At 71.0% G+C, this 13,023-nt stretch carries 8 protein-coding genes; 1 reads left to right on the top strand and 7 read right to left on the bottom strand.

Going from position 1 to position 13,023, the window contains the following annotated elements:
- Nucleotides 1-25: 25 nt before the first annotated feature.
- From AB0B50_RS07940 to AB0B50_RS07920, 5 genes are all read right to left on the bottom strand, one after another.
- On the bottom strand, nt 26-703 hold the full coding sequence (locus AB0B50_RS07940; protein ID WP_362327358.1) for a potassium-transporting ATPase subunit C: 678 nt from the start codon (nt 701-703) through the stop codon (nt 26-28).
- A gap of 5 nt (nt 704-708) precedes the next feature.
- Nucleotides 709-2,862 (bottom strand): potassium-transporting ATPase subunit KdpB, encoded by a 2,154-nt coding sequence (gene kdpB, locus AB0B50_RS07935; protein ID WP_362327357.1) that lies wholly within the window; start codon nt 2,860-2,862, stop codon nt 709-711.
- On the bottom strand, nt 2,859-4,523 hold the full coding sequence (gene kdpA, locus AB0B50_RS07930; RefSeq protein WP_362327355.1) for a potassium-transporting ATPase subunit KdpA: 1,665 nt from the start codon (nt 4,521-4,523) through the stop codon (nt 2,859-2,861). Before kdpA ends, kdpB begins: the two co-directional genes overlap by 4 nt.
- Nucleotides 4,524-4,531: 8 nt before the next feature.
- Nucleotides 4,532-4,621: a K(+)-transporting ATPase subunit F gene (gene kdpF, locus AB0B50_RS07925; RefSeq protein WP_055544543.1), complete on the bottom strand. Its 90-nt coding sequence runs from the start codon at nt 4,619-4,621 to the stop codon at nt 4,532-4,534.
- 243 nt (nt 4,622-4,864) lie between these two features.
- On the bottom strand, nt 4,865-6,706 hold the full coding sequence (locus AB0B50_RS07920; protein WP_362327354.1) for an APC family permease: 1,842 nt from the start codon (nt 6,704-6,706) through the stop codon (nt 4,865-4,867).
- 862 nt (nt 6,707-7,568) lie between these two features.
- Between AB0B50_RS07920 and AB0B50_RS07915 the strand changes: the two genes are divergently transcribed.
- A complete protein-coding gene (locus tag AB0B50_RS07915; RefSeq protein ID WP_362327352.1) occupies nt 7,569-9,509 on the top strand; it encodes an amino acid transporter in 1,941 nt (646 codons plus the stop codon).
- 9 nt (nt 9,510-9,518) lie between these two features.
- Here AB0B50_RS07915 and AB0B50_RS07910 read toward each other — a convergent pair whose 3' ends face one another.
- Both AB0B50_RS07910 and AB0B50_RS07905 read right to left on the bottom strand, forming a co-directional pair.
- On the bottom strand, nt 9,519-12,128 hold the full coding sequence (locus tag AB0B50_RS07910) for an ATP-binding protein (RefSeq protein ID WP_362327350.1): 2,610 nt from the start codon (nt 12,126-12,128) through the stop codon (nt 9,519-9,521).
- 178 nt (nt 12,129-12,306) lie between these two features.
- Nucleotides 12,307-13,008: a VOC family protein gene (locus AB0B50_RS07905; protein ID WP_362327347.1), complete on the bottom strand. Its 702-nt coding sequence runs from the start codon at nt 13,006-13,008 to the stop codon at nt 12,307-12,309.
- Nucleotides 13,009-13,023: the final 15 nt, after the last annotated feature.

Raw genomic sequence — 13,023 nt, 5'->3', positions numbered from 1 at the left:
CTCCCGCCGGTGACGGTTAAGCCCATCAGCCCTTCTCGGCCAGTTCCTTGAGGGCGACGTTGAGCTGGAGGACGTTGACGCGCGGCTCGCCCATGAAGCCGAGGATCCGCCCGTCGGTGTGCTCGTCGACCAGCTTCTGGACCTGCTCGACGTCCAGGTGGTTCCTGGCCGCGACGCGGTGCGCCTGGAGGTCGGCGTACTGAGGGGAGATGTGCGGGTCGAGGCCGGAGCCCGAGGAGGTGACCGCTTCGGCGGGCACGTCGGAGGGCTTCACCTTGTGGTCCGCGGTGGAGTTGTCCTTGATGACGGCCGCCTTGGCGTCCTTCACCTGCTTGATCAGGTCCTTGTTGTCGCCGGCCAGGTTGGTGGCGCCGGACACGATCAGGTTGTACTGCGTGTTGACGCCGTTGGCCTGGTTGGAGCCGAGGCCGTTGGAGGGGCGCGGCTGGAACCACTTGAGGTCCGGCTCGGGCGTCTCCTGGCCCTTCTTGAGCGGCAGGTCGTAGCGCTGGCCGATGAGTTCGGAGCCGACGACCTTGCCGTCCGCCTTCACCTCGGAGCCGTTGGCCTTGTCGTTGAACAGGGCCTGGGCGACGCCGGTCACCGCGAGCGGGTAGATCACGCCGCAGATCACGGTGAGGACGAGCAGGGCGCGCAGGCCTGCTCCTATCAACCGGGCTGTGTTTCCTACGGAGTTGTTCATGGCGATCAGCCGATTCCGGGGATGAGGGAGATGAGTACGTCGATGATCTTGATGCCGATGAACGGGGCGACGAGCCCGCCCAGGCCGTAGATGCCGAGGTTGCGCCGCAGCATCTTGTCCGCGCTCATCGGCCGGTACTGCACGCCCTTCAGGGCGAGCGGCACGAGGGCGATGATGATCAGCGCGTTGAAGATGACCGCGGAGAGGATCGCGGACTCGGGCGACGACAGGTTCATGATGTTGAGCTTGTCGAGGCTCGGGTAGGCGACCGCGAACATGGCCGGGATGATCGCGAAGTACTTCGCGACGTCGTTGGCGATCGAGAAGGTCGTCAGGGCGCCCCGGGTGATGAGGAGTTGCTTGCCGATCTCGACGATCTCGATGAGCTTGGTCGGGTTGGAGTCCAGGTCCACCATGTTCCCGGCCTCCTTGGCGGCCGAGGTGCCGGTGTTCATGGCCACGCCGACGTCCGCCTGGGCGAGCGCGGGGGCGTCGTTGGTGCCGTCGCCCGTCATCGCGACCAGCTTGCCGCCGGCCTGCTCGCGCTTGATCAGCGCCATCTTGTCCTCGGGCGTGGCCTCGGCGAGGAAGTCGTCCACGCCCGCCTCGTCCGCGATCGCCTTGGCGGTCAGCGGGTTGTCGCCCGTGATCATGACGGTCTTGATGCCCATGCGGCGCAGTTCGTCGAACCGCTCGCGCATGCCTTCCTTGACGACGTCCTTGAGGTGGATCACCCCGAGGACCCGGGCACCGTCAGCGTCTTCCAGAGCCACAAGCAGCGGCGTGCCACCAGCCTGTGAAATCCGGTCGTTGAGCTCCTGCGCATCCTCGGCGACCTCGCCACCACGTTCCTTGACCCAGGCGATGACCGAACCGGTCGCGCCCTTGCGCACCTTGCGTCCGTCGACGTCCACGCCGGACATACGGGTCTGTGCCGTGAAGGGCACCCACTCCGCGCCGGTCAGCTCGCCCTGATGCCGCTCGCGCAGGCCGTACTTCTCCTTGGCGAGTACGACGATGGAGCGGCCCTCGGGGGTCTCGTCGGCCAGCGAGGAGAGCTGGGCGGCGTCCGCGACCTCGGCCTCGGTGGTGCCGCGCACCGGCACGAACTCGGCTGCCTGGCGGTTGCCGAGCGTGATGGTGCCGGTCTTGTCGAGCAGCAGGGTCGACACGTCGCCCGCGGCCTCGACGGCCCGGCCCGACATGGCGAGGACGTTGCGCTGGACCAGGCGGTCCATGCCGGCGATGCCGATCGCGGAGAGCAGGGCGCCGATGGTCGTCGGGATCAGGCAGACGAGCAGCGCCGTCAGGACGATCATCGAGGTCTGGTCGTCGGCCCCCGCGTAGATGGCGAAGGGCTTGAGGGTGACGACGGCGAGCAGGAAGACGATGGTGAGGGACGCGAGGAGGATGTTCAGCGCGATCTCGTTGGGCGTCTTCTGGCGGGCCGCGCCCTCGACCAGGTTGATCATGCGGTCGATGAACGTCTCGCCGGGCTTCGTCGTGATCTTGATGACGATGCGGTCGGAGAGGACCTTCGTACCGCCCGTGACGGCGGAGCGGTCGCCGCCGGACTCCCGGATGACGGGGGCGGATTCGCCGGTGATGGCGGACTCGTCGACGGACGCGACGCCCTCGACGACGTCACCGTCGCCGGGGATGATGTCGCCCGCCTCGCAGACGACCAGGTCGCCGATCTTGAGGTCGGTGCCAGGCACCCGCTCCTCGTTCTTGCCGACGAGCCGGCGGGCGACCGTGTCGGTCTTGGCCTTGCGCAGGGTGTCCGCCTGCGCCTTGCCGCGGCCCTCGGCGACGGCCTCGGCGAGGTTGGCGAAGACCGTGGTCAGCCAGAGCCAGACGGTGATCGCCCAGCCGAACCAGTCGGTGGGGTCCTTGATCGCCAGCACGGTGGTGACCACCGAACCGATCAGGACCACGAACATGACCGGGGACTTGACCATGACGCGCGGGTTCAGCTTGCGGAACGCGTCCGGCAGGGACTTCAGGAGCTGGGCAGGGTCGAAGAGACCCGCGCCGACCCTGCCTTCGTCGGCGGACTTGTGGCCGGTGGGCACGTCCTGGTGGGGGGCGAGGGTGGCGACCGAACCGGCGTCCGGCCCGTGCTCCTCTATGGCTTGCTTCTTGGTGTTTGTGCTCATGACGCCAGCCCCTCGGCAAGCGGTCCCAGCGCGAGGGCGGGGAAGTAGGTGAGACCGGTGATGATCATGATCGTGCCGACCAACAGCCCGGTGAACAGCGGCTTCTCGGTACGCAGGGTGCCCGCCGTCTTCGGGATCGGCTTCTGCTCGGCCAGCGATCCGGCGAGCGCGAGGACGAACACCATCGGCAGGAAGCGGCCGAGCAGCATGGCGAGACCGATCGTGGTGTTGAACCAGTTCGTGTCCGCGCTCAGGCCGCCGAAGGCCGAACCGTTGTTGTTGGCGCCGGAGGTGAAGGCGTACAGGATCTCGGAGAAGCCGTGCGCCCCGGAGTTGAGCATCGAGTCCTTGGGCGTGGAGAGCGCCATCGACACGGCCGTGAAGCCGAGCACGAGCGCCGGGGTGACCAGGATGTAGCAGGCCGCCAGCTTGATCTCGCGGGTGCCGATCTTCTTGCCCAGGTACTCCGGCGTACGGCCGACCATCAGGCCCGCGATGAACACCGCGATGATCGCCATGACGAGCATGCCGTACAGGCCGGACCCGGTGCCGCCGGGCGCGATCTCGCCGAGCTGCATGCCCAGCATCTCGATGCCGCCGCCGAAGCCGGTGTACGAGGAGTGGAAGGAGTTCACGGCGCCGGTGGAGGTGAGCGTGGTGGCCACCGCGAAGATCGACGAGCCGCCGATCCCGAACCGGGTCTCCTTGCCCTCCATCGCGCCGCCCGCGAGGTCGAACGCCGGGCCGCCGTGGTGGAACTCGGTCCACATCATCAGGGCGGTGAAGCCGATCCAGATCGTCGCCATCGTGGCGAGGATCGCGTAGCCCTGCTTGACCGAGCCGACCATCTTGCCGAAGGTCCGGGTCAGCGCGAACGGGATCACGAGGATCAGGAAGATCTCGAAGAGGTTCGAGATCGGGTTGGGGTTCTCGAAGGGGTGGGCGGAGTTGGCGTTGAAGTAACCGCCGCCGTTCGTGCCCAGCTCCTTGATGACCTCCTGGGAGGCGACGGCGCCCCCGTTCCACTCCTGCTTGCCGCCCATGAACTGGCCGACCTCGTGGATGCCGGAGAAGTTCTGCAGGGCGCCGCACGCGACCAGGACGAGCGCGCCGATCACGGAGATCGGGATCAGGATGCGGACCGTGCCGCGCACCAGGTCGGCCCAGAAGTTGCCGAGCTCGCCGGTGCGGGAACGGGCGAAGCCGCGCACCAGGGCCACCGCCACGGCGATCCCCACGGCCGCCGAGACGAAGTTCTGCACGGCGAGGCCGCCGGTCTGCACGACGTGGCCCATGGCCTGTTCGCCGGAGTACGACTGCCAGTTGGTGTTCGCCACGAACGAGGCCGCGGTGTTGAACGCCTGGTCCGGGTCGATGGCCTTGAAGCCGAGCGATCCGGGCAGCGAGCCCTGCAGGCGCTGCAGCAGGTAGAGGAAGAGGACGCCGACCGCGGAGAAGGCGAGGACGCCGCGCAGGTACGCGGGCCAGCGCATCTCCGTGTCCGGGTTGGCGCCGATGGCCTTGTAGATCCACTTCTCGGCGCGAAGGTGCTTCTTCGAGCCGTAGACCCGGGCCATGTAGTCGCCGAGCGGCCGGTAGACCAGGGCGAGCGCGGCTATCAGGGCGAGCAGCTGGAGCACACCAGCAAGGACGGGGCTCATATCCGTACTCAGAACCTCTCCGGGAAGACGAGGGCGAGGACGAGATAGCCCAGCAGGGCGACGGCCACGATCAGGCCGACGATGTTCTCGGCGGTCACAGCTTCGTCACCCCCTTGGCGACAAGTGCCACCAGCGCGAAGACCGCGATCGTGGTGACGACGAAGGCCACGTCGGCCATCGTGAGCTCCTGTAAGGAAGTGGATGGGTGAATTGCTTGGTTCGGCGGTCAATCGCTTGGCCCGCCGGTTAGAGGAAAGCGCCCTTTCGGCCGTGTTCGGCCGCCGTTGACGCCCTCCATACGGCGTCAGGAGTGCTCTTGACGGGTCTCTTACGAGAGCTCCTCACGAGAGGCGGAAGCGCAGACGGCAGATGGCGGCGTCGGTGTCCCTGCGGACGGCGTGGGCGACCACCGCGCCGCGCTGGTTCTGCAGGATGCGCTGCCAGGCACGGGCCGGTTCGGCCTCGGGGATCAGGACCGTGACGCGGGTGCCGGGCTCGGCGGCGGCGAGCGTGCGGACGTACGCGGCGATGGGGCGGCCCAGGGTGCGGCGCTCGGTGGGGATGCGGATCAGGTCCACGCCCGGGTTCCACAGCGCCCAGTCCCGCTCCAGGGCCTCGACCTGCGCGCGGTCCTCGGGGTCGGCGTGGCACACGGTCACCGCGCGCACCTCGTCGCCCAGCGAGACGGCGGCGGTCAGGGCCTCGCTGGTGAGGCGGGAAAGGGAGGAGACCGGGACGACGACGAGGGAGCGGTCGCGGTGGGGGCACTCGGGGACGCGGCCGAGGCCGAGGCGCTCGCCGATCTTGGCGTAGGCGCGGTGGACCGTCTCGAAGGCGGCGACCAGCAGGGGCAGGGCGACCACGATCAGCCAGGCCCCGTCGTGGAACTTGGTGGCGGTGACGACGATCGCGCTGACGCCGGTCAGGACCGCGCCCAGGCCGTTGAGGAGGGCCTTGCCCTGCCACCTCGGGCCGCGCTCACGGCGCCAGTGGACGACCATGCCGGTCTGGGCGATGGTGAAGCCGACGAAGACGCCGATCGCGAAGAGCGGGACGAGGGTGTTGGTGTCGCCGCCGGAGAAGAGCAGGAGGGCGGCGGAGATCCCGGCGAGGGTCAGGACGCCGTGCCGGTGGACCTGGCGGTCGGCCTTGAGGGCGAACACGTGCGGCAGGAAGTTGTCGCGGGCGAGCAGCTTGAGCAGGACGGGCAGGCCGCCGAAGGAGGTGTTCGCGGAGAGGGCGAGCAGGATCATCGTGGCGAACTGGATGACGTAGAAGGCCCAGTTGTGGCCGAGTGAGGCGTCCGCGAGCTGGGCGAGGACGGTGACGCCCTCGACCGGCTGGAGGTGGAAGCGGGAGATGAGCACCGCGAGGCCGATGAGCATGACGCCGAGGACGGCGCCGAGGGCGATCTCCGCGTGCTGGGCCCGCTTGGCGCGCGGGGCGCGGAAGGACGGGACGGCGTTGGCGATGGCCTCGACGCCGGTGAGCGCGGAGCAGCCGGAGGCGAAGGCCTTGAGCAGGAGCAGGGCGCCGACGGTGGTGGCGTTGTCGGCGAGGACCGAGGCGTGGCCCGCGGCGGCCTCGGTGCTGACGGGCGCGGAGCGGAAGAGGCCGACCACGATGAGGGTGAGCATCGAGAGTACGAAGATCGCGGTCGGGGCGATGAAGGCGCGGGCGGAGTCGACGATGCCGCGCAGGTTGACCGCGGTGATCAGGACGAGCACGGCCAGGCAGATCCACAGGCGGTCGCCGTAGAGCCCGGGGAAGGCCGAGGTGAGGGCGGCGACGCCGGCGGTGACGGCGACCGCGACGTTCAGGACGTAGTCCAGGACGAGGGAGGCGGCGGCCACCAGGGAGGTGCGCCGCCCCAGGTGCGTCTTGGCCACGGCGTAGGAGCCGCCGCCGTCCGGGAAGGCGGCGATGACCTGGCGGTAGGAGGCGACGAGGACCGCGAGGAGCGCGGCGATGGCGAGGGTGACCGGCAGCGTGAAGCCGAGCCCGTGCCCGCCGGCCGCGGCGAGCACGAGCACGATCGCCTCGGGCCCGTAGGCGACGGAGGCCATCGCGTCCAGGGACAGCGCGGCAAGCCCGGTGACGGCGGTGAGCCGATGCCGCTCCCCACTGTCCGGAGGCTCCTCGTCGAGGGGCGCGGTTCCCGGCTCGGAGGTCAGGACGGACATGCGTACTCCTTCTGAAGCCCCGGGGGTACGGGGCGGACGGGCCCCGGGGGTACGGGGCGGACGGGCCCCGGGGGTACGGGGCGGACGGGCCCCGGGGGTACGGGGCGGACGGCCCTGGGGCCTGAGGTGGCGGACGGATGGTGGTCGGGGTGGCGGACGGATGGGGGGTCGGGGGTGGAGGACGGATGGGGGGGCGGGGGTGACGGACGGATGGGGGGCGGGGGTGACGGACGGACGGGGTGGGCGGACGGACGGTCGGGGGTGACGGACGGACGGGGTGGGCGGACGGACGGTCGGGGGTGACGGACGGACGGTCGGGGGTGACGGACGGACGGACGGTCGGGGTGGGCGGGGCCGACGGCCCGGGGCGGTCGGGTCCGGCGCTCGGGAGCGGTCGGATCCGGCGCTCGGGAGCGGAGGACCCGTCGCCCGGGAGCGGAGGACCCGTCGCCCGGAGCGACGGAACCCGACACCCCCAAGCGACAGCCCCGCCCCCAGAGCCGGGCGGACCCGGCCCCCGGAACCGAGCGGACCCGGCACCCCCGAACAGACAGACCCACCCCCCGGAAGCAACCGGACCCGACAGCCGAAGCCGACAGGGACCGGTGCCACGGAACGGCAGACCCGTCGCCCGGAGCGACGGAACCCCACACCCCCAAGCGACAGACCCGACAGCCGGAGCCGACGGGAGCCCGTGCCACGGAGCGGTGGGGCCTCGTGTCAGGTGGTCGGGTCCGGGCTTGGGCAGGTGCGATCAGGTTCTGTCCGGATTCGGTTGATGCAGCGCACTCCTTGCGCGTTCTTCGCGCGGAACGGCCCGGTCTTCACGCACTTTTGACGCTCAGGGGCGACGATGAGGGGCATGGTCGTGAAGTCCCCCCGCCGTCTGCGCGCCTGGCTCCTCGAAGGGCTCACCGATCGGTCGTCTCGGCACCAGGGGCCGCACGGGACCCCGCCCGTCGACCACGAGGGCCACACGTGGTGGCGTGTCATGTGTCTGACCGGCGTGGACTATTTCTCCACGCTCGGCTACCAGCCGGGCATCGCGGCGCTCGCCGCCGGGCTGCTCTCGCCGCTCGCCACCCTCGTCCTGATCGCCCTCACCCTGCTCGGCGCGCTGCCCGTCTACCGCCGCGTCGCCCACGAGTCCCCGCACGGCGAGGGCTCCATCCACATGCTGGAGCGGCTGCTGCCCTGGTGGTCGGGGAAGATCTTCGTGCTCGTGCTGCTCGGGTTCGCCGCCACGGACTTCATCATCACCATCACCCTGTCCGCGGCCGACGCCTCGGCGCACGTCGTGGAGAACCCCTTCGCCCCGCACTGGCTGGACGGCGAGAACGTACTGATCACGCTCGTCCTGATCGCCGGCCTCGGCGCCGTCTTCCTCAAGGGCTTCCGCGAGGCGATCGGCGTCGCCGTGACGCTCGTCGGTGTCTTCCTCACGCTCAACCTCGTCGTCCTCGTCACCGCGGTCTGGCTGGTCCTCAGTGAGCCCGTGCACGTCGAGGACTGGTGGGGCGCGATGACCGCCGAGCACTCCTCGCCGTTCGTCATGGTCGGCGTCGCGCTGCTCGTCTTCCCGAAGCTGGCGCTCGGCATGTCCGGCTTCGAGACCGGCGTCGCGGTGATGCCCCAGGTGCGGGGCGACGCGACGGACACGTACGAGAAGCCCGCGGGCCGCATCCGCGACACCCGCAAGCTGCTGACCACCGCGGCCGTCATCATGAGCTGCTTCCTGCTGCTCTCCAGCCTGGCCACGACGATCCTGATCCCGCAGGACGACTTCAAGAGCGGCGGCCCCGCCAACGGACGGGCCCTCGCCTATCTCGCGCACGAACACCTGGGCGAGGCCTTCGGGACCCTCTACGACGTCTCGACCATCGCCATCCTGTGGTTCGCGGGGGCCTCCGCACTCGCCGGACTGCTCAACATCGTGCCGCGCTATCTGCCGCGGTACGGCATGGCCCCAGAGTGGACGCGGGCGGTGCGGCCGCTGGTCCTCGTCTTCATGGCGATCGCGGTCGGCATCACGCTGTGGTTCAACGCCGACGTCGACGCGCAGAGCGGCGCGTACGCCACCGGGGTCCTCGTCCTGATGCTCTCCGCCGCCTTCGCCTCGACCGTGGCGGTGCACCACCGCGGCAACCCCAGGGCCGCCCTCGGCTTCGGGCTGATCACCGCGGTGTTCGCGTACACCTTGGTGACGAACGTCGTGGAGCGGCCCGACGGCATCAAGATCGCGGCGCTGTTCATCCTCGGCATCGTGCTCACCTCCTTCGCCTCGCGCGTGCACCGCGCCTTCGAACTGCGCTCCGCGGGCGTGGTGTTCGACGCCGCGGCGGCGCGGCTGATCGACCAGGTCTCCGCCTCGGGCCCGGTGCGGATCATCGCGAACGAACCGCAGGAGCACAGCACCGTCGAGTACCGCGCCAAGGAGTACAGCCAGCGCGAGCAGACCCACATCCCCGGCGGGAAGCCCGTCCTCTTCCTGGAGGTCTTCGTCCGCAACTCCTCGGACTTCACCACGGAGTCGACGGTGCGCGGCGACGAGAAGCACGGGGCGCGCAGGCTGCGCGTGGCGGGTCCCGGGGTGCCGAACACGATCGCGGCCGTCCTGATCGCCATCCGCGACCGCACAGGCCAGGTCCCGCACGCCTACTTCAACTGGACCGAGGGCGATCCGCTCGGCCATCTCCTGCGCTTCCTCGTCTTCGGGGACGGCGAGGTCGCGCCGGTCACCCGTGAGGTGCTGCGCCGCGCCGAGCCGGACCCGGAGCGCAGGCCGCGGGTGCACGTCGGCTGACCGCTCGCCTCAGGGGACGGGGCGCGCGCAGGGCAGCGAGAGCACCATCGTCAGGCCGCCGCCCGGGGTGTCCTCCGGGGTGAGCGTCCCGTCCATCGCCTCCGTCAGGCCCCGCGAGAGCGCGAGGCCGAGGCCGAGGCCGGTGGCGTTGTCGGTGTCGCCGAGCCGTTGGAAGGGCTCGAAGAGCCGCTCGCGGCCGACCGCGGGAAGGCCGGGGCCGCGGTCGACGACGCGGAGTTCGACGCGGTCGTCGAGCGCGCTCGCACAGACCAGGACGGGCTCGTGGGGCGGCGAGTGGCGGGCGGCGTTGCCCATCAGGTTGGCGATGACGCGTTCCAGGAGCGGCGGGTCGGCGAGGACGTCGGGGATCCTCGCGAGGTCGTCCAGGTCCTGCACCTCGATGTCGGCTCCGTCCTGCGGCAACGAGTCCAGGGCGGGCGCGAGGACCTCTTCGAGCGCGGTGGCCCGCACCCTGAGGTGGAGCGCGCCCGCCTGCAGGCGGCTCAGGTCGAGGAGGTTCTCCACCAGGCGGTCCAGTTTGGCCAGGGACTCGTCGGCGGTGGCGAGCAGCGCGTCGCGGTCCTCGTCGGAGAATTCGACGTCACGGCTGCGCAGGGAGGCGACGGCGGCCCACCCGGCGGCGAGCGGCGTGCGCAGGTCGTGGCCGACCGCCCGCAGCAGCGCGGTGCGCATCCGGTCGGCGGCCTTGACCGGCTCGACCTCGGCGGCGGCCTCGGCGAGCCGGGCGCGCTCGACGGCGGCGCCTACGTGTGCGGCGAAGGCGGCGAGGACGCGGCGGGCGGAGGAGGGTAGGGGGCGGCCGCGCAGGACGAGGAAGGAACCGGTTCCTATGGGGACGGCCACCGAGGCGCGGCCGTCCCCGCTCCCGGCGCTGCCCTTGTCGCCCTCGCCGTCGGGGAGTCGGTCGACCAGTTCGACGGAGTCCATGCCGAACGTCTCCCTCGTACGTTCGAGGAGCGCGGGGATGGCGTGGTCGCCGCGGACGATGCTGCCCGCGAGCGAGGACATCGTCTCGGCCTCCGCGGTGGCCCGTGCCGAGCGGCGCGAAAGGCGCAGGGAGCGGTCGACGACGGCGGCCACGGTGGCCGCGACGACGGCGAAGACGCCCAGCGCCACCATGCTGTTGGGGTCGCCGAGGGTGAAGTGCCCGACGGGCGGCATGAACCAGTAGTTGAGCAGCAGCGATGCCGTGACCGATGCGATCACGGCGGAGGTGACGCCTCCTATGCAGGCCACGCCGACCACGGCGAGCAGGAACAGGAGTGCCTCGCTGGTGAGGTTCAGCGGGCCGCGCAGCCGGTCCAGCGCGAGGGTCAGGAGCACCGGCAGGGCGAGCCCCGCCACGGGGCCCGCGACGAGCCGCGAGAACGGCAGCGTGCGGCGGCGCGAGGGCAACAGCCTGCCGCGGCCCGCGCGTTCGTGGGTGACCATGTGGACGTCTATGTCCCCGGACAGCGCCACAACGGTCTCGCCGATGCCGCTGCCCGTCAGGAAGCGCTCCAGACGGCCGCGTCTGCTGGTGCCGAGGACGAGCTGGGTGGCGTTCTCCGCGCGGGCGAACTCGACCAGGGCGGTGGGGACATGGTCGCCCACGACCGAGTGGTAGCTGCCGCCGAGGCTCTCGACGAGGCGGCGCTGGCGGACGAGGGCGGCGTGCGAGGCGCCGGCGGCGAGGCCGTCGCTGCGGGCCACGTGCACGGCGAGCAGGTCGCCGCCCGCACCCGGGGAGCCGAGGGCGCGGGGCAGGAAGCCGATGCGGGCGGCGCGCCGGATGAGGGTCTCCCCCTCGGGGCCGCCGGTGAGGGCGACGACCACGCGTTCGCGGGCCTCCCAGACGCCGTCGATGCCGTGCTCGGAGCGGTAGCGCTGGAGCCGCTCGTCGACGTGGCCCGCGACCCAGCGCAGGGCGAGTTCGCGCAGGGCGGTGAGGTTGCCGAGGCGGAAGTAGTGGGCGAGGGCGGCGTCGACGTCCTCGGGCGCGTGGATGTTGCCGTGCGCCATGCGGCGGCGCAGCGCCTCGGGCGGCATGTCCACGAGTTCGATCTGGTCGGCGCGGCGCACCACGCGGTCGGGGACGGTCTCGCCCACGGGTACGTGGGTGATCTTCTCGACGACGTCGTTGAGGGACTCCAGGTGGCGGATGTCGAGGGCGGTGAGCACGTCGATACCGGCCGCGAGGAGCTCCTCGATGTCCTGCCAGCGCTTGGGGTTGCGGCCCGCGCCGGGGGCGTTGCCGTGCGCCAGCTCATCGACGACGGCGAGTCCGGGCCGACGGGCGAGCAGGGCGGCGAGGTCCAACTCGCCCGGGGCACGGTGGTGTTCGGGCCGACGGCCAGGACCTTCGGACCCGGCGGGGCGTCCGGCCCCGGCACGGCGGTCGGACCCGGCACGGCGGTCGGACCCGGCAGGCGCCAGTATCTCCAGGCCCTCCAGCATCGCCTCCGTGTGGGGGCGGCCGTGACAGGTGGCCAGGCCCACGACCACGTCGGTGCCGCGGGCCGCCCTGCGGCGGGCCTCGTCGAGCATGCGGTAGGTCTTGCCGACGCCGGGGGCCGACCCGAGATAGACCTTCAGCTTTCCGGGTCGTACGTCACTCATCGTCGTACGTCACTCATCGTTCCGGCGCTCCACATCCTCGGCCCGCGAGGCTCTCTCCCGGGCGGGCGCCCTTGGGGAGAGTGCCTCACCGGTGCCCCCAACGGCCGCCGGGGGCACGGCCCTTGACGTGGCTCTGGCGTCCTGGCCCCGGACCTTGACGGCGCCCTGACGCGGGCGGCTACGGCCGCAGCTCCGCGAGGCGCGCGAGGGCGTCGCGCGCGGACTCCCGCTCCGCTTCGCCGAGCGCGAGCTCCTGCGCCCGGGTCAGCATCCGCCCGGCCAGCTCGTCGTCGCCGAGCCGCTGGGCGATGTCGCCGCGCAGGACCAACAGGCGCAACTCCTGTTCGGGGGTGGGACGTTCGCCGGTGAGACCGAGGGCACGGTCGATGATCCTCGCGGCGCCCGGCAGGTCCTCCTTTGAGTCGGCGAACAGGTCGGCCATGTGCAGCGCCCGCGCGAAGGTCTCCTTGGGGGCGGGGCGGTGCGACTGGTCCTCGCCGATCGGCTGCCCGACGCGGATGCTGTTGCCGCCGGGGTCGGTCATCAGGAACTGCCGCATGCCGTAGGACATGTCCTTCAGCGGGCCGATACGGGGCAGGCCGCGACTGGGGATCCTTCCGTACGCGGCCTTGAGTCCGGCGCGGAAGGCGGTGTGCAGCGCTTCGACGTCGTCGGTGACGACGTAGCACCCGGAGTAGGACTCCTTGGGGTCGTACCCCTTCATGCCGAAGAACTGCAGCTCCATGACGCCGAGTTCGACGACGGCGTACGGATAGGGACTCTTCTGGACGAAGGTCGTCTCGAAGCCCAGCGCGGTGTAGAAGTCGACCACCGGCTGGATCGTCCGGCACGGGAGGAGGGGGGTGGTTTTCTCGGCCATGCCATCCACTCTAGT

Source organism: Streptomyces sp. NPDC041068 (assembly GCF_040647455.1).
Classification (GTDB): Bacteria; Actinomycetota; Actinomycetes; order Streptomycetales; family Streptomycetaceae; genus Streptomyces.
Note: the sequence above shows the minus strand (reverse complement) of the source record. Positions and strands in the feature narration are given on the sequence as shown.

What these genes read in the sequence shown, in the direction of transcription:
- AB0B50_RS07940 (WP_362327358.1), bottom strand. Translation starts at nt 703, where the DNA reads ATGAACAACTCCGTAGGAAACACAGCCCGGTTGATAGGAGCAGGCCTG.
- AB0B50_RS07910 (WP_362327350.1), bottom strand. Translation starts at nt 12,128, where the DNA reads ATGAGTGACGTACGACCCGGAAAGCTGAAGGTCTATCTCGGGTCGGCC.
- AB0B50_RS07915 (WP_362327352.1), top strand. Translation starts at nt 7,569, where the DNA reads ATGGTCGTGAAGTCCCCCCGCCGTCTGCGCGCCTGGCTCCTCGAAGGG.
- kdpA (WP_362327355.1), bottom strand. Translation starts at nt 4,523, where the DNA reads ATGAGCCCCGTCCTTGCTGGTGTGCTCCAGCTGCTCGCCCTGATAGCC.
- AB0B50_RS07905 (WP_362327347.1), bottom strand. Translation starts at nt 13,008, where the DNA reads ATGGCCGAGAAAACCACCCCCCTCCTCCCGTGCCGGACGATCCAGCCG.
- kdpB (WP_362327357.1), bottom strand. Translation starts at nt 2,862, where the DNA reads ATGAGCACAAACACCAAGAAGCAAGCCATAGAGGAGCACGGGCCGGAC.
- AB0B50_RS07920 (WP_362327354.1), bottom strand. Translation starts at nt 6,706, where the DNA reads ATGTCCGTCCTGACCTCCGAGCCGGGAACCGCGCCCCTCGACGAGGAG.